The sequence below is a fragment of the Pseudomonas sp. Irchel s3h14 genome (genome assembly GCF_900187425.1).
Taxonomy (GTDB): Bacteria; Pseudomonadota; Gammaproteobacteria; order Pseudomonadales; family Pseudomonadaceae; genus Aquipseudomonas.
Genome location: NZ_FYDJ01000009.1, coordinates 194,646 through 218,231, shown reverse-complemented (window position 1 = coordinate 218,231; position 23,586 = coordinate 194,646). Strand labels below are relative to the sequence as shown.

Annotated in this window: 20 protein-coding genes and 1 pseudogene; 16 read left to right on the top strand and 5 right to left on the bottom strand. The window is 60.0% G+C overall.

What is annotated here, in order from left to right:
• The first annotated feature begins 5 nt into the window (after window positions 1–5).
• Window positions 6–203 carry a YbdD/YjiX family protein gene (locus tag CKW16_RS19110; protein WP_007900300.1) on the top strand — a complete coding sequence of 66 codons (198 nt, stop codon included), beginning with the start codon at window positions 6–8 and terminating at the stop codon, window positions 201–203.
• A gap of 100 nt (window positions 204–303) precedes the next feature.
• On the opposite strand, the gene CKW16_RS19105 is transcribed toward CKW16_RS19110, so the two are convergent.
• Both CKW16_RS19105 and CKW16_RS19100 read right to left on the bottom strand, forming a co-directional pair.
• Entirely contained in the window at window positions 304–1,017 is a 714-nt protein-coding gene (locus tag CKW16_RS19105) for a metallophosphoesterase (RefSeq protein ID WP_095129711.1), read from the bottom strand.
• 130 nt (window positions 1,018–1,147) lie between these two features.
• Entirely contained in the window at window positions 1,148–1,351 is a 204-nt protein-coding gene (locus CKW16_RS19100; RefSeq protein ID WP_046049793.1) for a hypothetical protein, read from the bottom strand.
• 539 nt (window positions 1,352–1,890) lie between these two features.
• Here CKW16_RS19100 and CKW16_RS19095 point away from each other — a divergent pair.
• From CKW16_RS19095 to CKW16_RS19055, 8 genes are all read left to right on the top strand, one after another.
• Window positions 1,891–2,271 carry a DUF5329 domain-containing protein gene (locus CKW16_RS19095; protein WP_371918041.1) on the top strand — a complete coding sequence of 127 codons (381 nt, stop codon included), beginning with the start codon at window positions 1,891–1,893 and terminating at the stop codon, window positions 2,269–2,271.
• Window positions 2,272–3,273: 1,002 nt separating this feature from the next.
• Entirely contained in the window at window positions 3,274–4,254 is a 981-nt protein-coding gene (locus tag CKW16_RS19085; RefSeq protein ID WP_095129707.1) for a quinone oxidoreductase, read from the top strand.
• Between the two features lie 14 nt (window positions 4,255–4,268).
• Window positions 4,269–5,117: a TauD/TfdA family dioxygenase gene (locus CKW16_RS19080; RefSeq protein WP_095129705.1), complete on the top strand. Its 849-nt coding sequence runs from the start codon at window positions 4,269–4,271 to the stop codon at window positions 5,115–5,117.
• A gap of 87 nt (window positions 5,118–5,204) precedes the next feature.
• The gene (locus CKW16_RS19075; protein WP_095129703.1) at window positions 5,205–6,257 is read left to right on the top strand and encodes a 3-keto-5-aminohexanoate cleavage protein; all 1,053 of its coding nucleotides are present in this window, start codon (window positions 5,205–5,207) and stop codon (window positions 6,255–6,257) included.
• A gap of 92 nt (window positions 6,258–6,349) precedes the next feature.
• Window positions 6,350–7,678, top strand: a complete 1,329-nt coding sequence (locus tag CKW16_RS19070; protein ID WP_095129701.1) for an MFS transporter — start codon at window positions 6,350–6,352, stop codon at window positions 7,676–7,678.
• A complete protein-coding gene (locus CKW16_RS19065) occupies window positions 7,675–8,337 on the top strand; it encodes a DsbA family oxidoreductase (RefSeq protein WP_095129700.1) in 663 nt (220 codons plus the stop codon). Before CKW16_RS19070 ends, CKW16_RS19065 begins: the two co-directional genes overlap by 4 nt.
• The gene (locus CKW16_RS19060) at window positions 8,334–8,660 is read left to right on the top strand and encodes a Rieske 2Fe-2S domain-containing protein (RefSeq protein ID WP_095129699.1); all 327 of its coding nucleotides are present in this window, start codon (window positions 8,334–8,336) and stop codon (window positions 8,658–8,660) included. Before CKW16_RS19065 ends, CKW16_RS19060 begins: the two co-directional genes overlap by 4 nt.
• On the top strand, window positions 8,657–9,667 hold the full coding sequence (locus tag CKW16_RS19055; RefSeq protein ID WP_095129698.1) for a YeiH family protein: 1,011 nt from the start codon (window positions 8,657–8,659) through the stop codon (window positions 9,665–9,667). The genes CKW16_RS19060 and CKW16_RS19055 overlap by 4 nt, the downstream gene beginning before the upstream one ends.
• A gap of 271 nt (window positions 9,668–9,938) precedes the next feature.
• Here CKW16_RS19055 and CKW16_RS19050 read toward each other — a convergent pair whose 3' ends face one another.
• Window positions 9,939–10,997, bottom strand: coding sequence for an AraC family transcriptional regulator (locus tag CKW16_RS19050; protein WP_095129697.1), 1,059 nt, complete (start codon window positions 10,995–10,997; stop codon window positions 9,939–9,941).
• 355 nt (window positions 10,998–11,352) lie between these two features.
• Here CKW16_RS19050 and CKW16_RS19045 point away from each other — a divergent pair, with 355 nt between their 5' ends.
• The 7 genes from CKW16_RS19045 to CKW16_RS19015 all read left to right on the top strand — a co-directional run bounded on the left by CKW16_RS19045 (window position 11,353) and on the right by CKW16_RS19015 (window position 22,665).
• Window positions 11,353–11,919 carry an alpha/beta hydrolase gene (locus tag CKW16_RS19045; RefSeq protein ID WP_056740534.1) on the top strand — a complete coding sequence of 189 codons (567 nt, stop codon included), beginning with the start codon at window positions 11,353–11,355 and terminating at the stop codon, window positions 11,917–11,919.
• Window positions 11,920–12,046: 127 nt separating this feature from the next.
• A complete protein-coding gene (locus CKW16_RS19040; RefSeq protein ID WP_095129696.1) occupies window positions 12,047–14,059 on the top strand; it encodes a DUF1302 domain-containing protein in 2,013 nt (670 codons plus the stop codon).
• A gap of 41 nt (window positions 14,060–14,100) precedes the next feature.
• On the top strand, window positions 14,101–15,459 hold the full coding sequence (locus CKW16_RS19035; RefSeq protein ID WP_095129695.1) for a DUF1329 domain-containing protein: 1,359 nt from the start codon (window positions 14,101–14,103) through the stop codon (window positions 15,457–15,459).
• Window positions 15,460–15,582: 123 nt separating this feature from the next.
• Window positions 15,583–16,656: a YCF48-related protein gene (locus tag CKW16_RS19030; RefSeq protein WP_095129694.1), complete on the top strand. Its 1,074-nt coding sequence runs from the start codon at window positions 15,583–15,585 to the stop codon at window positions 16,654–16,656.
• Between the two features lie 31 nt (window positions 16,657–16,687).
• Complete coding sequence (locus CKW16_RS19025; RefSeq protein ID WP_095129693.1) at window positions 16,688–19,204, top strand: RND family transporter; 2,517 nt, start codon at window positions 16,688–16,690, stop codon at window positions 19,202–19,204.
• A gap of 7 nt (window positions 19,205–19,211) precedes the next feature.
• The gene (locus tag CKW16_RS19020) at window positions 19,212–20,990 is read left to right on the top strand and encodes an acyl-CoA dehydrogenase C-terminal domain-containing protein (protein WP_095129692.1); all 1,779 of its coding nucleotides are present in this window, start codon (window positions 19,212–19,214) and stop codon (window positions 20,988–20,990) included.
• Window positions 20,991–21,021: 31 nt separating this feature from the next.
• On the top strand, window positions 21,022–22,665 hold the full coding sequence (locus CKW16_RS19015; protein ID WP_095129691.1) for a fatty acid--CoA ligase: 1,644 nt from the start codon (window positions 21,022–21,024) through the stop codon (window positions 22,663–22,665).
• Window positions 22,666–22,691: 26 nt separating this feature from the next.
• Here CKW16_RS19015 and CKW16_RS19010 read toward each other — a convergent pair.
• Together CKW16_RS19010 and CKW16_RS19005 are read right to left on the bottom strand one after the other, a co-directional pair.
• Window positions 22,692–22,811: pseudogene (locus tag CKW16_RS19010) on the bottom strand (NAD(P)(+) transhydrogenase (Re/Si-specific) subunit alpha); the annotation flags it as partial.
• Window positions 22,812–22,954: 143 nt separating this feature from the next.
• Window positions 22,955–23,497 carry a histidine phosphatase family protein gene (locus CKW16_RS19005; protein ID WP_095129778.1) on the bottom strand — a complete coding sequence of 181 codons (543 nt, stop codon included), beginning with the start codon at window positions 23,495–23,497 and terminating at the stop codon, window positions 22,955–22,957.
• Window positions 23,498–23,586 lie beyond the last annotated feature (89 nt).

The window sequence follows — 23,586 nt, the reverse complement described above, 5'->3', positions numbered from 1 at the left end:
GCAGCATGTTCAATGACCTGAGTCGCCTCGGTAAATACCTCGGTCAGGCCGCGCGCCTGATGGTCGGCATGCCCGACTACGACACCTACGTCGAGCACATGCAAACCAAGCACCCGGACAAACCGGTGATGAGTTATGAGGTGTTCTTTCGGGAACGCCAGGAAGCTCGTTACGGAAGCAAGGCCGGGCCGAAGTGCTGTTGATGGTGGGTGGCAGTGATGCCACCTGAATAGCTAATAAAGAACCCGGCTGATGAGGCCGGGTTTTTTTTTGAGTGAATGGCGTTGGCTAATCCGTGTTGAGTTAGCTTGCGGGGATGGTTTCGAGCGTTTCGAGATCCAGCAGGGTGAAATAACCACGGTCCGGCCTCCAGCCACCCGTATCGATGTGAATCACATTGCCAAGGCTGACTGGCATATAAAGCGGCGTATGCCCTACGACCAGTGCGCGCAGGCCTTCAACGCCATGCGTCTCTTGCTGATCGATTCGCCTTCGTGACCACATGCAGTAGTGCTGCAGCTCCTGCAGACGCCTGTGGCTTTCCGGCGACTCTAGTTCCTTTCGCAATTGTTGCCATGATGGAAATGGACAATCGGCGTGCACGATGCCGATCAGGCCGTAGGCAGTTTCGACTTCGATCGCGATAGGGAGCTTGGCGAACTGCGCCGCGAATGCTTGCTTCTCGAACAGCGGCAGGTCCACGAACCATGAACCACCGTTGTCGATCCAGCTGTCGACATCGCAGGTATCGAAGCACACCACGTAGTCGTCATGGTTGCCTCGCACCGGGTGGAACCATGCCTTGTCCAGCCAATCGAGCGCATCAAGGCACTCGGGCCCACGGTCAATCAGATCGCCAACACTGAACAGGCGATCTACCATTTGGTTGAACCCGGCTGCATCCAGAGCATCCTGCAACCGAGTGAAATGGCCATGAATGTCACCGACCGCGAAATCTCGGCCGGCAACGTTTGCGGCGAAGCGCTTGACGCGCGACATCTCTAAATTTTCGAGCATGGGAATGCCACTCCGGCAGCTCCCCAACGGGCTAGTCAGTTGAGTTTAGGCCAAGAAGTGGTACTCGACCTTACCGCGCCGGCAGGCAGGCCTTAACCGCCTGCCCAACGGCTGCCCGGATCAAACACCGTCAGAGCAAGTAGGCCGTTGCTTGCCCGAAATGGTTGTCCTGCACTCCGGCGATAAGGTGCAGAGGCATGTGTTGCGCATCCATGGATGGAACTTCGAAACTGTCCACAATCTGGGTGTGGCGCTCACTCAGCCCGGTCGACTCTTCGACAAGAGCCTTGGCCATTCTCGCGTGGTTCGCTGCGATTTCGTTGAGAGTTGACACGTTACATCTCCCGGTGACTGACCAAGCGCATCGCTGGCGTCCTAAGCGTTAATTAAAGTGCTGTCGCGTCAGAATTACGTCGTTCTGGGGCAGCTACGAGCGTCTTCTGCAAACCTTAAGCCAGAAATAGTCAAAAAAATCGCGCAACGTTTTTGATGCGACGAATGGTGGTGCCGATATTTCCGGAGCCTATAAGGCCGGGGAAAAAGGTGATTAGACGTGCCGAAGTTGTTTTGTTAAAAAAATAGTGCATGGCCGCTAATGACGCGCCAATGCATCTCCATTCTGTTTGATGGAAATCGCCCAACATTGAGCTGGGCAACGATCAATGAGTCTGATGCCGATACAGGGATAAGTAACTGCGACTTTGGCCAACTGCTCGCGCACAGAGGCATTGGGCTCATTGATCCCCTTTCTCTTAAGGTTGATCCTTTCGAACGAAGAACATCGCACAGCGTTCTGCTGGTTGCTCGGGTGACGTCGCGCTACAGTTATCCCTTTTTGGACAAGGAAGAACCATGTGGATTTTGAAAGTAGCAATGACTCGGCCGATTTTTCGCCAATGGTTGATCACTGCTTCTATCGGCCTTTTTGCAGTGGCGGGCGGTGCTCAGGCTCAAACTTCGCCACAGGCGAACCAGGAGATAAAGGGCTTGCTGGATTTTGTGGAGCGCAGTGAGTGCAAGTTCGTGCGCAACGGCAGTGAATACCCTGGACCCCAGGCTCGGGCACACCTCGAAAAGAAGCTGAATTATCTCGAAGGCAAGAACCTGGTGAGCAGCGCAGAAGACTTCATCGATCTCGCTGCCACTAAAAGCAGCATGAATGGCAAAGCCTATGAAGTGCGTTGCTCAACAGGCGTCCAGCCGACGAGCACCTGGCTGAAGACAGAGCTACAGAAACAGCGCCAGCAGCATTGAGCCTACTCCCGAAACGAGTAAGCCCGGCCTACTTGCCGTAATGCTGTTCACTTAAGGTTGGGGTGCATATCCGTTTCTGCGGTGATGGCTGCTGGCGGTTTCGCTTTTACAGCGACTCCCTTTTGCAGACGCCCAAAAGGAAGCAAAACGCTTTGCCCCTCCATTCGGTGCCTCGCCTAGGCTCGGCATGCCCTCACTCCGGCATTGCTCCGGGGGCCCGCCGCCATCGGCCATCCATGGCCGGGGGCGGCTACCGCGGCATCCTTGCCGCGGTGCCCCCTGCGCAATACCTGCGTTCGGCCTCTGGGAAAGGGGCAACAGATCAAAATCAAAAGCCAAAGCCAAAGCTAGATCAACAACACTCCGCGCTCACCGCCTGATCGTTCCCACGCTCTGCGTGGGAATGCATCCCGTGACGCTCCGCGTTACTTCTGCGCAGGACTCAAGCCTAGCGTCGACAGCGGAACGCGGAGCGTCCCCGGCGGCATTCCCACGCAGAGCGTGGGAACGATCAATCGGCGTACAGCTTTTGCTTTTCACCACTCAACAGGCCGAGCGTTAGCTCGCCTGCAGCTTTTGATCTTGATGCACCGTCCCATCGAGAGGCCGAGTGGAGGTTCTGCGCAGTGGGCAACCCGGCATGGATGGCGGCGGGCCCACGGAGCAGGACCGGAGCGAGGGCATGCCGAGCCTAGGCGAGGCACCGAACGACAGGGGCAAGAGCCCTTGGTTACTTGGGGCTTTTCCAAGTGACTCGCTGTAAAAGCGAAACCGATAGCCGCCGTTACCGCAAAAACGGATATGTACCCAAACCTTAAGTGAACAGCCTTAGGCCCACTCGCCGGGCTTTCTCGTTTCCGGGATTCGTACAACCAGGTAGTTGTCATGAAATGAAAAGCCATTGTCGTCTGATGAGAAGCGACTCGTCAGACGGCGTCCTACAGTCCAATCAGCGCAATTCGACGCAGCACGCCCATCTTGCAGATTGGAGAATAAGAAAAAATGGCCAAAGCCGTACGCTTCTACGAAACCGGTGGTCCCGAAGTCCTTCGTTATGAGGAGGTCGAAGTTGGCGATCCCGGTCCAGGCCAGGTTCGTCTTCGTCATGTGGCGGTCGGCCTGAACTATGCCGACACTTACTTTCGCAATGGCACTTACCCGATCCCGATGCCCAATGGCATGGGGGTTGAAGCCTCCGGTGTGGTCCAGGCCATCGGAGAGGGGGTTACCAATGTCCGCGTGGGTGATCGCGTCACCTACACCGGCTTTCTCAATACATTGGGGGCCTACAGCACCGAGCGCCTGATCCCGGCCGCACCGCTGATCAAACTGCCGGAAACCATCAGTTTCGAGACCGCCGCGGCCATGACCATGCGCGGCCTGACGTCGTCGTACCTGATGCGGCGCATTTACGATTTCAAGGCCGGCGACAGCATTCTGCTGCACGCCGCTGCCGGTGGCGTGGGTCTGATCGTTTCGCAGTGGGCCAAGCTGCTCGGCCTGACCGTCATCGGCACCGTGTCCACCGAGGCCAAGGGTGAAATCGCTCGTGCCCATGGCTGCGAGCATGTCATCAACTACAGCCATGAAGACGTCGCCCAGCGCGTTCGCGAGTTGACGGACGGCGTGGGGGTCAACGTGGTGTTCGACAGCGTCGGCAAGAACACCTTTATGGGTTCGCTGGATTCGCTCAAGCGTCGCGGCCTGATGGTCTGTGTCGGCACGGCATCCGGTCCGATCCCGGCCTTCGACCCGGTGATGCTGGCGATGAAAGGCTCGCTGTTCATGACCCGTCCAGCCTTGGCCGATTACATCGCCGACCCGGCGGAAAAAGCCGCGTTGGCGGGCGAGTTGTTCGACCATGTCGGCAGCGGTCGGATCAAGATCGAGATCAACCAGCACTACGCTTTGCAGGATGCCATCCAGGCCCATCGCGACCTGGAATCACGCAAGACCACGGGCTCGTCGATTTTCGTCATTTAAGGGAGTCGTCTGCCATGAAAGTCGAACAATTGACCTGCAGCATTGGCGCCGAACTGATCGGCGTCAACCTCGCCGATGCGGTGCATGACGACGGTCTTTTTGCCGAGATTCGTGCTCAGTTGCTCAAGCATCGGGTGCTGTTCCTGCGTGATCAGGACATCACTCGCGACGAGCACGTGGCCTTCGCCCGGCGCTTTGGCGAACTGGAGGATCATCCGGTGGCCGGCAGCGATCCGGATCACCCAGGGCTGGTGCGCATCTACAAGAACCCGGACCAGCCGATGGACCGCTACGAAAACGCCTGGCACACCGACGCGACCTGGCGCGAGGCACCGCCGATGGGCTGCGTACTGCGCTGTGTAGAGTGCCCGCCGGTAGGCGGCGACACCATGTGGGCCAACATGGTCGAGGCCTATGCGCGCTTGCCGGAAGACGTGAAGGTGAAGATTGCCGACCTGCGCGCCCGCCACAGTATCGAAGCAAGCTTTGGCGCCGCCATGCCGATCGAAAAACGTCTGGCGCTCAAGGCGATGTACCCGGATGCCGAACACCCGGTGGTGCGCACCCACCCGGAAACCGGGGAGAAGGTGCTGTTCGTCAACGCCTTCACGACGCACTTGAGCAATTACCACACCCCTGAGCGGGTGCGTTTCGGCCAGGACGCCAACCCGGGCGCGAGCGAGTTGCTGCGCTACCTGATCAGCCAGGCCTACATCCCCGAGTATCAGGTGCGCTGGCGCTGGAAACCCAACAGCATCGCCATCTGGGACAACCGCAGCACCCAACACTACGCCGTCATGGATTACCCGCCGTGCCATCGCAAGATGGAGCGTGCCGGAATCATCGGCGACAAGACTTACTGATCGACCCCTTCTGCATTCGCACTCGTAAAGACGTCTGCCCGGCACGAACCCGGGTGGGCGCGACAATCATAAAAACAGGAGTAACTCATGCAATTCTTCGACGATTCCCTGCACCCGGAAAACATGGAAAAGGTGGTCATCACCGTGGCCCCGTACGGCCCGGAATGGATGCCGGAAGACTTCCCCGAAGACATCCCGCTGACCATGGACGAACAGGTGCAAAAAGCGGTCGAATGTTATGAGGCCGGTGCCACGGTTCTGCACCTGCATGTGCGCGAACTGGACGGCAAGGGCTCCAAGCGCCTGTCCAAGTTCAACGAGTTGATCGCCGGCGTGCGTGAAGCGGTGCCGGACATGATCATCCAGGTCGGTGGTTCGATTTCCTTCGCGCCGGAAAGCGATGGCGAAGCCGCCAAGTGGCTGTCGGACGATACGCGCCACATGCTGGCCGAGCTGACGCCAAAACCGGATCAAGTCACGGTGGCGATCAACACCACCCAGATGAACATCATGGAACTGCTGTATCCGGAATACCTGGAAGGCACGTCCCTGGCAAACCCCCTGTATCAGGCCGCCTACAGCGAAATGACCGTACCGGCAGGTCCGGCCTGGGTCGCCGAACACCTCAAGCGTCTGATGGACAACGGCATCCAGCCGCACTTCCAGCTGACCGGCATGCACGCGATGGAAACCCTCGAGCGTCTGGTGCGCAAGGGCGTCTACAAGGGCCCGTTGAACCTGACCTGGATCGGCATCGGCGGCGGTTTCGATGGCCCCAATCCGTTCAACTTCTTCAATTTCATCCACCGCGCACCAGACGGTTGCACCCTGACCTCCGAGTCGCTGCTCAAGAACGTCATGCCGTTCAACACCATGTCGATGGCCATGGGTATGCACCCGCGTGTGGGCAATGAAGACACTATCATTGATCACAAGGGCGATCGTTTCGGCTCAGTTGCGCAGATCAAGCAGACCGTGCGCATCGCTCATGAACTGGGTCGCGAAATCGCCACCGGTAAAGAAGCCCGCGAGATCTACCGCATCGGCGTGCAGTACCAGAGCATCGAAGAAACGCTGCTGGCCAACGGTATGGCCCCCAACCGCAAGGCTGGGCAGAAAGGTGTTCCGCAACGCGGCTGATCGGCAGACGAAGCGGGAGATCAATGACCTCCCGCTCGCTGCACTGCAACACGCTTGATAACAACAATAAAACAAAGCTTTGAGGAGGCTGCATGGCCTTTCACCCAATCGCCGCAGACGATGACGACTGTGCTGTCGGTGTTGCGCGCCCGTATGCCTGGATCGTCTTCGCACTGACGTTCGGGTTGTTGATTTCCGATTACATGTCGCGCCAGGTGCTGAACGCGGTGTTCCCGATGCTCAAGGGCGAATGGGCCTTGAGCGACGGCCAGCTCGGCCTGCTCAGTGGCATTGTCGCTCTGATGGTGGGGCTGCTGACAATTCCCCTGTCATTGCTCGCGGATCGCTTCGGCCGGGTCAAGAGCCTGGCGCTGATGGCTTTGCTGTGGAGCCTGGCGACGCTGGGCTGCGCAGTGGCGCAGGACTATCAGCAGATGTTCATTGCACGGTTCATGGTCGGCGTCGGCGAAGCGGCGTACGGCAGCGTCGGCATTGCGGTGGTGATTTCGGTGTTTCCCAAACACCTGCGGGCAACCCTGGCCAGTGCCTTTATGGCGGGCGGCATGTTCGGTTCGGTATTAGGCATGGCGCTGGGCGGTGCAATCGCTGCGAAGCTTGGATGGCGCTGGTCGTTTGCCGGCATGGCGCTGTTCGGCCTGCTGCTGGCAGTGCTTTACCCGGTCATCGTCAAGGAAGCACGCATTGCGCCACAACGTGCCTCCCTGGCGGCGAACAAGGCGGCTGCCGCGGTCAAGCGTCCGTTGCGTACGCTGTTTTCCAGCCGCTCGGTGATCGCTGCCTACATCGGCAGTGGCTTGCAACTGTTCGTCGGCGGAACCGTCATTGTGTGGATGCCCAGTTACCTCAATCGTTATTACGACATGGCCACGGACAAGGCGGGTGGTGTCGCGGCGATCATCGTGCTGTGCAGCGGTGCGGGGATGATCCTGTGCGGCATGCTCAGCGATCGACTGTCGCGCCATTCGCCGGAGCGCAAAGTCGCCTTGGCCATCGCCTATTGCCTGGGCAGTTGCCTGCTGTTGTCGGCAGCATTCGCCCTGCCACCAGGGCCTGTGCAATTGGCGCTGATCTGCCTGGGCATGTTGATTGCCGCCGGCACGACCGGCCCTTGCGGCGCCATGGTTGCCAACCTGACCCACTACTCGGTCCATGGCACGGCCTTCGCCACGCTGACCCTGGCCAACAACATGCTGGGGCTGGCGCCTGGGCCGTTCATCACCGGCAAGGTGTCCGACCTCATCGGCTTGCAGGCTGCTTTTCAGTGGGTGCCGCTGGTCAGCATCGCGGCTGCGGCCGTGTTCTTTTATGCCAAGTGTCATTACCACAAGGACATTGCCCGGCTTAAGGGCGAGCGGATCAACGATCCGGTGGACGAATCCGTGTTAGAGGTGAAGTTGTGAGTGGTCGTTTACGTATTGATGTGTTCTTCGATTTCATCTGCCCCTGGTGCCTGATCGGCAAGCGTCAACTGGAGCATGCGCAGGTACAGTTTCGCAGTCGCCACCCGGATGTGCAGATCACCACGGTGTGGCATGGCGTGCAGTTGCTGCCTCAGTTGCCGGTACAAGGTGAGCCCTTCGCCGATTTCTACCGCAAACGTCTGGGCAATGCCGACGCTATGACCATGCGCCAAGCCCAGGTACAGCAGGCTGCCGCGGCGGTTGGACTGACCATCGACCTCAGCCACATCGAGACGATGCCCAACACCGCAGACGCCCACCGTTTGTTCGAACGAGTCAGCGTACTGGGCAATGCTACTCAGCGTGAAATGTTGCTCGAACGGCTGTTCGCCGCTTATTTCCGCAAACGCGAAAACCTGGGGTGCCGCGAGACCTTGCTCGCCATTGCCCGTTCCTGCGGCGTCGATACGGACGTGGTGCTCGATTGCCTGAAGGGCGACGCCACGCCATTTGAAGGCTTCCCCGGCGCGACCAGTGGCGTGCCGAGCTTTCAGTTCGACCGCCGCATGACGGTGATCGGCGCACAACCTGCTCAGGCGCTGCTCGGAGCCATGAACGAATCACTCAAGGAAAGTGATTACGAGTGGCAACCGGCATGAACCGGCGTATCCCCGTGCCTGCCGGAAAACTCCCGCAGGCGGGCGGTCGTGCACTGTTCGAATTCGATGACAAAAGCCTGGCGTTATTCAACGTCGAAGGTGACGTGTTCGCCATCGACGACAGTTGCCCGCACCAAGGCGCCTCGTTGTGTGGCGGGCGCCTTGAGGGGCGGGTGATTCAGTGCTGCGCCCACGGCCTGCGCTTCGATCTGCGCAGCGGTTACTTGCTCAATTCCACTGCTGTCAAAGTCGCCAACTACCCGGTCGAGATCATCGACGGCCAGGCGTTCATCGTCATCGTTCCCGAGGAGGCCGCGCCATGAGCGCCATCGCTCTCACCCGTATCCACAGCCGAACGCGCGAACTGGCGCCAGGTTTTGTCGTCAGCTTGATCGTTGCTGCCGCAGCGTCCTTTTTGTCCGAGCACTACGGTGCGCCGGTGATGCTATTTGCCTTGCTGTTGGGCATGGCGCTGAACTTTCTGGCCGGTGACGGTGCCTGTAAGGCTGGCATCGAGTTCACTGCGCGCACGGTGTTGCGCATTGGGGTGGCGTTGCTGGGCATGCGCATCACGCTCGAACAGATTGCCGCGCTGGGCTGGAAGCCTGTGGCGCTGGTGGTGATTGTGGTGGTGGTGACTATCGGAGTCTCGGTGATCGCGGCCAAGGCCATGGGATTCCAGCGTTTGTTCGGCATGCTCACCGGTGGCGCCACCGCGATTTGTGGTGCATCGGCAGCGTTGGCGCTGGCGGCGGCATTGCCCAATCACCCGCAGAAAGAGCGCGCGACGTTGTTCACGGTGATTGGGGTGTCGGCACTGTCGACCTTGGCGATGATCGTGTACCCGATGATTGCCAACTGGCTGTCGTTGTCGCCACAAGTGGCGGGCGTGTTCCTGGGGGCGACCATCCACGATGTCGCCCAGGTCGTCGGTGCCGGTTACAGCATGTCGACCGAGACCGGCGATACCGCCACGGTGGTCAAGCTGATGCGGGTCGCCATGCTGCTGCCGGTGATCGTCTGCGCCGCCATGATTACCCGCATGCAGGGCGCTGACCCGACCGGCAAACGACCGCCGCTGCTGCCTTGGTTCGCCGTCGGGTTTCTGATTCTGGCTTGTATCAACAGCACCGGATGGGTGGCCCCGGCGGTGCAGGGATCGGTCAATGAATTGTCGCGCTGGTGCCTGGTGGTTTCCATCAGCGCCTTGGGTATGAAGACCCAGCTCAAGGAGTTGGCCGCTGTCGGCATCAAGCCGATCCTGTTGATGGTGGGGGAGACGGTGTTCCTTGTCGTGCTGGTGTTGTTAATGCTGCGCTGGGGTCTCTAAGACCGTTAAAAAATACTGGCAGCGGTTATCTGTAGCAGCTGTCGAGCCTGCGAGGCTGCGTCCGGCTGCGAAGCAGTCGTAAAATCAGAACCTGCGGTGCATCAGACAAACCGCGTCAGCCGGACTCACGACTGCTTCGCAGCCGAACGCAGCCTCGCAGGCTCGACAGCTGCTACGAAGGGCCGCACTGCGTTGACTCCTCGGCCGGTGTCACAGACACCGGTTTTTTGCGGCGACTGTACCAGCAGTCGCCGCTTTTTTTGCGTCCTTTTCAGTCGTCCCAGGGTTCCGTGGAACCGGGCAGGGTGCTTGGTTCGCTGGGTGCCTTGGGTTGTTTTTGCGCGCTGCGCCAAGCGGCCGGCGGCATGCCGAACTGGGTGATGAACCAGCGTGTGAAGGAACTCGCCATGGAGTAGCCGAGCATGTCGGCGATCCGGCCCAGCGAGTAATTCGGGTTTTCCAGGTAGCGCAACACCAGGTCGCGGCGCACGTCGTTGATCAGGTCGTTGAAGGCGCAGCCGTCGTCTTTGAGGCGTCGTTGCAGGGTCCGCACGTTCATGCCCTGGGTTTGGGCGATCTGCTCGATGGTGGCGCGTCCCATCGGCAACAACAGGTAGATGGCTTTGCGCACCTCGAACAGCATCGAAGGGCCTTCGTGGCTCAGCAGCGAGTCGAGGTAACTCTGGGCATAGCGCGCCATGGCCGGGTCGGCATGGGGGTTGGTCATGTCGAGGCTGGCATTGGGACAGACAATGCCGTTGAACTCGCTGCCGAACTCCAGCTTGCAGCCGAATAGGCGGCGATGCAGTTGCAGGTTGTCGGGAGGCTGGTGCGTGAAGTTGACGCTGTAGGGATGCCAGTGTGCGCCGAGCAGGGCGGCGCACAGGCGGAACATCACGCCGATGGCCAATTCATTGGCTTGTCGGCAGGGCATCGGCGATTCGGTGACCACCTCTTCGCGAATGATCACCATCTTGCCAGCCTCCTCGATGAAGAGGGCCAGCGAATCGTTCATCAGATGCCGGTAGTGCACCAACACTTGCAACGTATCACGCAGCGTACGCTGGTGGCTGAGTAGCAGACTGACCACGCCGAAGTCCGAGAGCTGGCGCGACTCGGCCATGCTCAGACCGAAGCTCTGGCAGCCACTGGCGACGGCTGAATCCTCCAGCAGACGCACGGCGGCATCGATGGGAATGCGATGCTCAGGGGCTTGCAGCTTGGCTTTGCTCAAACCGACGCCGGCCAGTACATCGCGCGGGTTGAACCCCAGGTACTGAGTGACTTCCAGGTAGTTGGTCAAGACGGCGGCGCGAACAAGCTTGGGCATGCGAAGGTCTTTCCTGGGCCGGTTGCGATTCAAATTTGCGTGGCGACTATATCCAGCACATCAACAATTGAACAGTTGCGACGTTGTCGAGGGCGCTCGCCCAATGCTGTCCAAAATCACACCGTCGTTGTGCAGCAATCGACGCTCACCCATTGATTACAGTGAGCTGTAGAGAACCTGTGGGGATATTCGACCAGTGGTCGCTGTGCGCCAACACCTGGAAATTTGTCATGAAAAGAAAAGTGCCTGACGTCCAATGAAAAGCGCCTCGGGCGGGCGCTCTTTAATGTCAGTCCTACAAAAAGCCCCTGGCGAATAGAGCCAGTCGAGTCATCGAGAAAGCGAAGGTGTTGAAGTGGACAAACTGCAAACTGCCGCAACCGTTCTGATCGTACCGGGTCTGCGTGAGCACGTTGCCGAACATTGGCAAACGTTGCTGGAAACCAGGCTGTGCAAGGTGCGCAGTGTGCCGCCGCTGGACACCGACAAGCTCGATTGCGCCAAGCGGGTCGAAGCGATTCAGCACGAGCTGGAACAGATCGACGGGCCGGTGATTCTGGTCGCTCACAGCGCCGGTGTGTTGATGGTTGCGCACTGGGCTGCGCGGCACAGTCGGCCGATCAAAGGCGCTCTGCTGGCCGCTCCGCCGGACCTTGATGCCCAATGGCCGCAGGGCTACCCCTCCGCTGAAACCTTGCGTACCCAAGGTTGGGACCCTCTACCCAAAGGCCGGTTGCCGTTCCGCAGCCTGGTGGCCGCCAGTACCAACGACCACCTCGCCAGCCTGGATGCCGCCACGCGCATGGCCGAAGGCTGGGGCAGCGAACTGCTCAATCTCGGCGAAGTCGGTCATCTCAATCCTGCTGCCGGGTATGGGCGCTGGCCACACGCCGAAGCACTCATCCTCGAGCTGGATCGCTAATTCAGGCGCCGGTTGGCTCGCGCCATCCGGCTTTTGCCCTCACTCCTGAAAACGTAAACCCCTGGAACAAGGGGTTGCGCGAGGGCGGCTGCGCTTAAAACAAATACAAAAAGGCGGAGACAACGCAATGCACAACAATAAGAGTCACGGGTTCGCACCCTCGCGTTACACCTTGCTGGCCTCGGCCATTCTGGCCGCCGCCATGCCGGTCGCGCAGGCGGTCGAGCTCGACACAGGTAACCCGGACTGGACCGTACGTCTTGATAACACCGTGAAGTACAACTACGGCGTACGCACCGAAAGCGCTGACAAACGCATGCTGGCAACGCCGAACAACAACGACGGTGACTACAACTTCCGCAAGGCCGGGACCAACATCACCAACCGTGTTGACCTGTTGACCGAGATGGATGTGGTCTACCAGAACCACATGGGTTTTCGTGTCAGCGCCGCCAGTTGGTACGACAAGGCATACGAGAACACCGGTTCCAATTCCAACCCGTTCGTCAACGGCAACGACGCAAGGTCGGGGCTGGTCGCCAACGACCCACGCCTGGCCGGGGTCACCGGTGACAACGTCGGCAACGGCAGCCCGCACCTGAGCAACTATGCCCAGCGTTACTACACCGGTCCCTCCGGCGAAATCCTTGATGCCTTCGTGTTCTACAGCACCGAAGTGGGCGAGGAGTCGCTGCTGAGCGTCAAGGCCGGACAGCACAACGTGTTCTGGGGCGAGACCATTCTCAACCCGGTGCATTCGAACAGTTACGGCCAATCCGGCCTGGACCTGGCCAAACTGGCCGCCTCGCCGGGCACTGAAGCGAAGGAACTGTTCGTTCCGCGTAACCAGTTGTCGATGTCATTCACGGTCAATCCCGAACTGACCGTGGGCGCCCAGTATTTCCTCGATTGGGACGCCGCGCGCCTGCCGGAAGCAGGCACTTATTACGGTGGTTCCGATCTGGTCGGTTTCGGTGCGCAGTCGTTCCTGCTGGGCAACACCAATGGTGTGGTGCCGGGCAGTCCGCTGGGTTGTGGTCTGGCGCCCTGCAACGGGCTGACCAATGTGCGTCGCGGTCATGACCTGACGCCGGACAAGCGCGGTGACTGGGGCGTTATGGCCAAGTGGTCGCCGGTCTGGCTGGATGGCACCCTCGGCGTTTACTACCGCGAAACTTCGGAAATCCTGCCGCAAGCCTGGCTGGATGCCAGAGGCCTGAGTTCGGCCAACCCCAACGGCACCCGGCCGGCAGGGCAAGTGCCTGCGGTGGTCAATACGCTTAACTCGCTGAGCACCGCCACCTATCAAATGGCCTATGCCGACAACATCAAGATCGTTGGCCTGAGCCTATCCAAGGATGTGGGCGGGGTGAGTGTGGGTTCGGACCTGAACATTCGTCACAACATGCCCCTGGCCAGTATTCCGGCGATTGTCAGCACTAACAGTCCGCTGGACCTGGGCGCGGGTCTTGGCCTGTTGCCGGCGCGTACGGCTGCCACCGGTGTGGTTTATGACACGCCGGAGAAGGGCGACAGCATGGCCGCCACCGGCGACACCTTGCACTGGACGCTCAACGGTCTGATGACCATTGCCAAAACGCCTGTGTTCGATTCGGCAACCCTGCTTGGCGAGCTGTATTACAGCAACCTGCTCAAGCTCGATAGCAAGAACGAAGCGCTCTACAAGGGCAAGGACTCCTATCGCGGCATCGACCAGCCGACTCGGGACAACTGGGGCATCGCGGTCAACTTCACGCCGACCTGGTACCAGGTGTTTCCCGGTGTCGACCTCAACGCGCCGATGTCCATCAACGTCGGTCTCGACGGCGTCTCACCGGTGTCCGGTGGTGGTGCCAAAGACACCGGTAACTACGCCATCGGCCTCGGGGCCGTTGTGTACAACAAATACTTTGTCGACCTGAAGTACGTGGACTCTTTCGGCAAGGCCGACAAGTGCGACGCCAGCGGTCTGAGTACCGGCGCGGCCAATGCCGGCAGCGGCGACGGCTCCACACCCAATGCCTTTAGCGGCAATGAAAACTACGCCTGTTACGCCGGTGGCTACTCAGCCTTTTCCGGTGGTGGTGCAACGACTGAGGACCGTGGCGCCGTTTACCTGACGATGAAAACCACTTTTTGATTCACCACTGATTTGCTCAATGCAAGCAGGAGAATAACAAGATGAAATTCGCCAAAACCGTGTTGGCCGCTTCGCTGGCCATGGTCCTTGCCGCCCAGGCACAGGCCGCTGTTTCACCCCAGGACGCTGCAAAATTGGGCAGCAGCCTGACCCTGGTGGGCGCTGAAAAGGCCGGGAACGCTGATGGTTCCATCCCCGCTTATGACGGTGGCCTGACCACGCCGCCGGCCAGTTTCAAATCCGGTGACAGCATGCGTCCGGATCCCTTCGTCAACGAAAAACCATTGCTGGTGATCGACGGCAAAAACGTCGATCAGTACAAGGGCTTGCTCAGTGCAACCACGGCGGAACTGGCCAAACGTTTCCCGAGCTTCCACGTCAATGTCTACCCGACCCACCGCACCGTTTCGCTGCCCAAAGCCATCCTCGATAACGGCGTGAAGAACGCCAGCGGCGCCAAGTCCCTCGAAGGCGGTTTGGCCATCGATAACGTGCTGCCGGGCGTGCCGTTCCCGATCCCGCAGTCGGGCAACGAAGCAATGTGGAACTTCCTGCTGCGCTATCAAGGCGTGAGCATCAATTCCAAGTACGACTCCTGGAACGTCGACTCCGCCGGCGTGCCGAGCCTGGCGACCACCGGGCAGGCGTTCATTTCCTATCCGATCTACGAAAACCTGACGCAGCCGATCAGCAGCGCCGACGTGTACTACCAGATGAAGCTGTCCTATACCGGCCCTGCGCGCCGGGCCGGTGAAGCGGTGATGCTCAAGGACGCCGCCAACCCGTTGCAGCAACCGCGCCGCGCCTGGCAGTACCTGCCTGGCCAGCGTCGGGTCAAGTTGGCGCCGAACCTGGCGTACGACACGCCCAACCCCGGCACCGCCGGCGCGGGCACCTACGACGATGTTTTCGTGTTCAACGGTGCACTGGATCGCTACGACTGGAAGTTGGTGGGCAAGCAGGAAATGATCGTGCCGTACAACACCTACAAGCTGACTTACGCCCAGGATCCCAAGTCGCTGACCACCGCCAATCACCTGGCTCCCGATTACGTGCGTTGGGAAAAACACCGCGTCTGGGTAGTGGAGGGCAACCTCAAGTCCGGCGCTCGACACATCTATCAGAAGCGCCGCTTCTACCTCGATGAAGACAGCTGGACCGCTCTGGCCTCTGACCAATACGACGCCCGTGGTCAGCTGTACCGTGGATCCTTCGCGTTCCTCAGCCAGAGCTACGACAAACAGATCCCGGATTCCACGCCCTTCATGATCTACGACCTGGTGGGGGGTTCCTACAACATCAACGGCGTGGTCGGGCCTTACGGCGGCATCAAATACATCGATCCGCTCTCCAAGGCGCAATGGTCGTCGGAGTCCCTGGCCGGCGCCGGTATTCGCTGAGCCAACCGCAAAAACGCCCGCTCGACTCACTGCTCACGAGGCGGTGGGAGCGAGCGGGCGCCAGGTTTCAACGTCAGACACACGGATGTGTGTCCCGGCGCGGTTTTCCGAAGAGGACGCGGTATGTGTTCGTATAAGAATTATTTGCAGGTGGCGTTTGGCGTTGTGCTCGGCCTGTTGCAGGGCGTCATCCACGCGGCCGATTACGTCGATGTGCTGGACCTGCCCGCCAGGGTCAGCGCCTTGGCCATCAACAATCCGTTGTCCGGCATGGCCCGCGCCGGTGAGCGCGTGATCGCCGTCGGCCAGCGTGGCCATATTCTGTTTTCCGATGACGTCGGCAAACACTGGCAGCAGGCAGCGGTGCCGGTCAGTGCCGACCTCAATGCCGTGAGTTTTCCTTCTGCCACCCAGGGCTGGGCGGTGGGCGGTGACGGTGTGGTGTTGCACAGCAACGATGCGGGTGCGACCTGGCGCAAGCAACTGGACGGCCGCGAGATCGGGGCCTTGCTGGTCAAGCATTACCAGGCGTTGGCTCGTGCAGAACCTGGCAACGAACAATGGCCGCTGCTGGTCGCCGAAGGTGAGCGCCTGGTGGCGCAGGGTGCCGACAAACCCTTGCTCGATGTCTGGTTCGCCAACGACCGCCTCGGCTATGTGGTCGGGGTGTTCAACCTGATCCTGCGCACCGAGGATGGCGGCCAGAGCTGGACACCGTTCCAGGACCGCACCGACAACCCGCAGGGTTTTCACCTCAACGCCATCGCCTCCACCGGCGATGCGCTGTACATCGCCGGCGAGCAGGGCTTGTTGCTCAAATGGGATGACGCAAAACAGCGCTTCTCCGCCATGCAGACACCTTATCAGGGCAGTTTTTTCGGTGTGCTCGGCAAACCTGGGGAAGCGCTCGTCTACGGCTTGCGCGGCAATGTGCTGCGCAGCACCGATGGCGGTCTCAGCTGGACCCCGCAGAAAAGTGGCCTGCACGTCAGCATCACCGCCGGCATCGTCGATGCGCAGGGTGATTACCGCTTGTTCACTCAGGGCGGGCAGATGCTGGTGAGCCAGGGCACCGGTGCGCAAATGCATTGGGTGCAGCAAGCCGAGCCGGTCCCGGTGACGGGCGTCACGCGCGCCGCCGACGGTGCGCTGGTGGTGGTTGGCAGCCGTGGTGCACGGACGCTGTCCGTTGAATAAGCCCTCGAACCCTTAGAGCGAGAACCCAGACATGGGCAATATCAAACAAGAAACCATGCCGGTGATCCGCGAACTGCGGGACTTCGACCGCCATTCCGGCAATCGGCTGGAGCGGCTGGTGTTCAACTACCGTCCGCTGTTCATGCTGCTGATGGCGCTGGCCACTGTGGTGCTGGGCTACATGGCCGCGACTCGCCTGGAGCTGCGTCCAAGCTTCGAAAAAATGATTCCGCAGAGCCAGCCGTACATCCAGAACTTCCTGGAAAACCGCCAGTCGTTGCGCGGCTTGGGCAACTCGGTGCGGGTGGTGGTGGAGAACACTCAGGGCGATATTTTCGACCCCGGTTACCTGGACGTGCTCAAGCAGGTCAATGACAAATTGTTCCTCACCGAAGGCGTCGACCGTGCGTGGATGAAATCCTTGTGGAGCCCGGCTGTGCGCTGGACCGAAGTCACCGAGGAAGGTTTTCAGGGTGGTCCGGTGATGCCCGATACGTATGAGGGCAAGCCTGAGCAAATAGAACAGCTGCGCCAGAACATTTCCCGCGCCGGTATCGTCGGCAGTCTGGTGGCCAGCGACTACAAATCGAGCATGCTGATCGTGCCGCTGCTGGACAAGGCCACGGCCAGCGGTCAGCGCATCGACTACCACGCCTTTTCGCAGATGCTCGAGGAGCAGTTGCGCGACAAGATCGAATTCGCCGGTGACAGTGCTGCGCGCAAGGCCGGGGAGGAGGGCAAGGGACAGTACAAAGTCCGGGTGATCGGTTTCGCCAAACTGATGGGCGACCTGATCGACGGGTTGATTCAGGTGATGATGTTCTTCGGCCTGGCCGTCGTCACTTCGCTGATCATCATTTACGCCTACACCCGATGCGTGCGCAGCACCTTGCTGGTGGTCGGCTGCTCGTTGATCGCGGTGGTCTGGCAACTCGGCATCGTCGCCTGGCTCGGCTATGCCATCGATCCTTACTCGGTGCTGGTGCCTTTTCTGATCTTCGCCATTGGTGTGTCCCATGCGGCGCAGAAGATGAACGGGATCATGCAGGACATCGCCCGTGGCACCCACAAGCTGATCGCCGCACGCTACACCTTCCGTCGTCTGTTCATTGCCGGCGTCACGGCGCTGCTGGCCGACGCCGTCGGATTCGCGGTGCTGATGTTGATCGATATTCCGGTGATCCGGGACCTGGCGATCACCGCCAGTATCGGTGTGGCGGTGCTGATTTTTACCTCGCTATTGCTGATGCCGGTGGCGCTGTCTTATGTCGGCGTCGGGGCCAAGGCTGCCGAGCGTGCGCTGAAAATCGACACGCGCGCAGAAGGGCACAAAGGCTTCGGCAAACTGTGGGACTTGCTCGACCGCTTCACCACGCGCAAGTGGGCCACGGGCGCGGTATTGGTCGCGGTGCTGATGGGCATCGGCGGCTTCATGGTCAGCCTGCAACTGAAGATCGGCGATCTGGAAAGTGGCGCACCGGAGTTGCGTGCCGACTCGCGCTATAACCGTGACAACGCCTACATCACCAGCCACTACGCGCTGTCCAGCGACCTGTTCGCGGTGATGATCAAGACCGCGCCGGAAGGCTGTCTGAACTACAAGACGCTGATCCTCGCCGATCGTTTGGCCTGGGAGCTGCAGCAGTATCCGGGCGTACAGGCGACGGCTTCGTTGGTCAACGCGGTACGCCAAATCACCGCCGGTACTTATGAAGGCAACCCCAAGCTCAACAGCATCCAGCGCAATCAGGACGTGCTGAACTACGCCGCGCAACAAGCCTCGGTCAACTCCCCGGAGTTGTTCAACACCGATTGTTCGCTGATGCCGGTGATCACCTTCCTCAAGGACCACAAGGCCGAGACGCTGGATGCCGTGGTGGGTATCGCGGAAAAATTCGCCCGGGAGAACAACAGCGAAGATCGCCAGTTCCTGCTGGCGGCCGGGTCGGCCGGGATTGAGGCGGCGACCAACATTGTGGTGCGCGAGGCCAATCGCACCATGCTGTTGTACGTCTATGCGGCGGTGACGCTGTTCTGCCTGATCACCTTCCGCAGTTGGCGCGCGACGCTGGTCGCCCTGCTGCCACTGGTGCTGACGTCGATCCTCTGCGAAGCGTTGATGGTGGCCATGGGCATTGGCGTGAAGGTCGCAACCCTGCCGGTGATCGCATTGGGCGTGGGCATCGGCGTGGATTACGCGTTGTACCTGCTCAGCGTGCAGTTGCATTACCAGCGCCAGGGCCTGCCGCTGTCTCAGGCTTACCGCAACGCCGTGTCGTTTACCGGCCGGGTGGTGGGCCTGGTGGGCATCACCCTGGCGGCCGGCGTGGTGTGCTGGGTCTGGTCGCCGATCAAGTTCCAGGCCGACATGGGCATCCTGCTGACCTTCATGTTCCTGTGGAACATGCTCGGCGCGCTGGTGCTGATTCCTGCCCTGTCTTACTTCCTGCTGCGTCACCCCGTTCCGCAAGCCCAAGTGGCACAAGCCGGTGCAACCGGCACATCCCAACGCCAGGGCATGCCGCATGCCCTGACCACTTCCGAGTAAGCCAACGATGTCTGATTACAAAGCTCCTTTGCGCGATATGCGCTTCGTACTCAACGAAGTCTTCCAGGTGTCCCGGCTGTGGGCCCAATTGCCTGGCCTGGCCGAAGTGATAGATGAAGAAACGGCCGCCGCGATCCTTGAAGAGGCTGGCAAAATCAGTGGCGAAGTTATCGCACCGCTGAACCGCAGCAGCGACGAACAGGGCTGCACCTGGAACAACGGCGCGGTCCAGGCACCGGACGGTTTTGTCGCGGCTTACCAGGCCTTCGCCGAAGGCGGTTGGGTGGGTGTTGGCGGTGATCCGCAGTTCGGTGGCATGGGCATGCCCAAGGCCATTTCGGCTCAGGTCGAGGAGATGGTCAACTCGGCCAGTCTGTCGTTCGGCCTGTACCCGATGCTGACCGCCGGTGCGTGCCTGTCGATCAATGCCCACGCCAGTCAGGAACTCAAGGAACGCTATTTGCCAAACATGTATGCCGGCTCCTGGACCGGTTCGATGTGCCTGACCGAGGCGCATGCCGGCACGGACCTGGGCCTGATTCGCACCCGGGCCGAACCTCAGGCCGACGGCAGTTTCAAGATCAGCGGCAGCAAGATTTTCATCACCGGCGGCGAGCACGACCTGACCGAAAACATTATCCATCTGGTACTGGCCCGGTTACCGGATGCGCCCGCCGGACCCAAGGGGATTTCGTTGTTTCTGGTGCCCAAGGTGCTGGTCAATGAGGATGGCTCGCTGGGCGAGCGCAACTCGCTGTCCTGCGGTTCCATCGAGCACAAGATGGGCATCAAGGCCTCCGCCACGTGCGTGATGAACTTTGACGGGGCGACCGGCTGGATCATCGATGCGCCGAATAAGGGCCTGGCGGCGATGTTCACCATGATGAACTACGAACGTCTGGGCGTGGGTATCCAGGGCCTGGCGCTGGGTGAGCGTTCGTACCAGAACGCCGTCGAATACGCCCGTGACCGTCTGCAAAGCCGTTCGCCGACGGGCGCGCAGAACAAGGACAAAGCCGCCGATCCGATCATCGTGCATCCGGATGTACGGCGCATGCTATTGACCATGAAGGCCTTGAACGAAGGCGGGCGGGCGTTCTCCAGCTACGTCGCCCTGCAACTGGACACCGCCAAGTACAGCGATGACGCAGCAACCCGCACCCGCGCCCAGGAACTGGTGTCGCTGCTGACCCCGGTGGCCAAGGCGTTCCTCACCGACATGGGGCTGGAAACCACGGTGCACGGCCAGCAGATCTTCGGCGGCCATGGTTACATCCGCGAGTGGGGCCAGGAGCAATTGGTTCGCGACGTGCGCATCACGCAGATCTACGAAGGCACCAACGGTATCCAGTCACTGGACCTGGCCGGGCGCAAAATCGTCGGCAGCGGCGGGGCGCTGTACCGGCTGTTCGCTTCGGAAATCCGCAACTTTACCGCCAATGCCTGCGCTGACCTCGGCGAGTTCACCAAACCGTTGAACGCCGCCGTCGACACCCTCGACGAACTGACCGCATGGCTGCTGGACCGAGCCCAGAACAACCCGAATGAAATCGGTGCGGCCTCGGTCGAGTACCTGCACGTGTTCGGCTACACCGCGTACGCCTACATGTGGGCGCGAATGGCCAAAACCGCCATGAGCACGCATTCCAAGGACGCTTTCTATGCCAGCAAACTGGCCACCGCGCGCTTCTACTTCGCCCGTCTGCTGCCGCGTATCCATTCGTTGAGCGCGTCGGCCAAGGCTGGCAGCGAATGCCTCTATCAATTGGATGCAGAGCAGTTCTGAGCCCACGTAATAAGGACCGGGAACCACAACCATGATGGCGACAAAAATAATTCCGCCCGCCGACGGCGCCTATGCCTATCCCTTGCTGATCAAGCAATTGTTGCTGTCCGGCGTGCGGTACGAGCCGGGCCGGGAAATCGTGTATGCCGACAAACTGCGCTACAGCTACCAGACGCTCAACCAGCGGATCCGCCGGCTGGCCAACGCCTTGACCGCTGCCGGCGTCAAGGCCGGGGATACGGTGGCCCTGCTCGACTGGGACAGCCATCGCTACCTGGAATGTTTCTTTGCCGTGCCGATGATCGGCGCGGTGCTGCACACCGTGAACATCCGTCTTTCGCCGGATCAGGTGCTCTTCACCATGAACCATGCCGAAGACGACCTGGTGCTGGTGCATGATGATTTCCTGCCTCTGGTCGAACAGATTCACGGACAGCTGAAGACCGTCAAAGGCTACCTGCAGCTCACGGACGACACAGCCACTCACACGTCGCTACCGGTGCTGGGGGAATATGAAAACCTGTTGTCCGGGTCGGCCGACCAGTACGACTTTCCCGATTTTGATGAAAACTCGGTCGCGACCCTTTTCTACACGACAGGCACCACAGGCGCCCCAAAAGGCGTGTATTTCACCCACCGCCAATTGGTCTTGCACACCTTGAATGCCGTCGGCACTTTGGGCGTCTATCAGGGGTTGCCGCTGCTGCGCTCCGATGATGTCTACATGCCGATCACACCGATGTTTCACGTGCATGCCTGGGGTGTGCCCTATGTCGCCACCCTGATGGGGATCAAGCAGGTTTACCCCGGCCGCTACGAACCCAACAGCCTGGTCAGGCTGTATCGAGAGGAGAAGGTCACGTTCTCCCACTGTGTGCCGACCATTCTGCAAATGATCCTGAGCTGTGAGGAAGCGCAACGGACTCGTTTCGATGGCTGGAAAATGCTCCTGGGCGGCAGCGCGCTGACGCTGGGAATTGCCAGCGAAGCGAGCGCCAAAGGTATTCAGGTGCACAGCGGTTACGGCATGTCGGAAACCTGCCCATTGCTGTGCCTGACTTACCTGCGTGATGAAGACCTCGAACAATCCACGCAAGCCCAACTGGCCACCCGCATCAAGACGGGCACGCCGGTGCCGATGGTCGACCTGAAAATCATCGATGCCAGTGGCAATGACGTTCCTCATGACGGTGAGTCCCTGGGCGAGATCGTGGTGCGCGCGCCTTGGCTGACTCAAGGCTATTTGAAGGAGCCCGAAAAGGGCGCCGAGCTGTGGCACAACGGCTGGCTGCACACCGGCGACATGGCCTCTATCGACGCTTTGGGTGGAGTGGAAATCAAAGATCGAATCAAGGATGTCATCAAGACGGGCGGGGAGTGGATCAGCTCCCTGGAACTGGAGAGCCTGATCAGCGAGCACCCAGCCGTCATGTCGGTCGCCGTCGTGGGCGTTGCGGACGAACAATGGGGCGAACGGCCGATGGCGCTGGTGGTGTGCGAGCCTGGGCAGTATCTCGACCGCAAGATTCTGGAGACGCACCTTCAAGGGTTTGTCGAGCGTGGCCGCATCAACAAATGGGCGATCCCCAAGCAGTTCAAGTTCGTCGCCGAGATCCCTAAAACCAGCGTCGGGAAGATTAACAAGAAGCTCATCCGGGAAAGTGAATTGGGCTGAAAAAGGTGCGGGGGGATGCTATGTCAGCCAGCGATGTTGGCTTGGGAGGACAGCACATCCAGACTCTGAGCGCGGGAGGTGCGAGGCGCAGCTTCCAAGGCAAAGGCGGTAATCCCGCATTCGGCCAGCTTGGCGATGGTTTCGTTAGTCGATTCGCGGTAAATGGATCAGCTCGTATGGCATTGGGTCGGTTTGGTCACCGGCCCAATGCGTTTTGCTGAATGGGGAGAAAGAAGAAATTGAATATTGCCACTGAGCTGATAATCGCCAAGAAAGTGTCTGGCGCCTCTTACACACCGCCGTACTGATACACGGTCGCACTCCAATACTGGCTGCCGTTACGTTTTTGGCGAACCCATCCGTCAGCCACCAGTTGATTGGCGATCATTCGATTCATAAAGCCATGACCGAGCAGCAGAACCGGTCCATCGCTGGCAAGGGACTGTAATCGTTTAGCTGCCGTGCTGGCGCGCATCCTCGTAGTGCCGGCGGATTCGACGTTGCGTGAGTAACCGCACAGCCATAAGACTCGAAGGATAAATGCCCAGGTAAACGGCGATAGCCGTGGCAGTTTCCAATGACCACAAGGTAGTTGTGCTTCGCAGAAAAGTGCGTCAACCAGTGCAGGCTTCAGGCCGAGCGCCTGGACGGAGGTCAGCGCACGAGGCGCGCTGCTTGAAACAATCACCGTGGCGGTTGCGGCGAGTTGCATACTGGCATGCGGGGCCGGGTGGTGGGTAATTTCGGATCGGTTGTATTGCTCGATCCAGTCTTTCATCTCGAGCGCTGAGATTTTGTCGGTTGCGGCCAGTTTTGGCTGGCCGTGACGCATCAGGATTATTTCCCTGTTCACAATTTTACGTCCTTGTTCTGGTGTGCGGTAAATGACCAAGAGGTGCGGTTTCGGGAGCTCAAGGTACG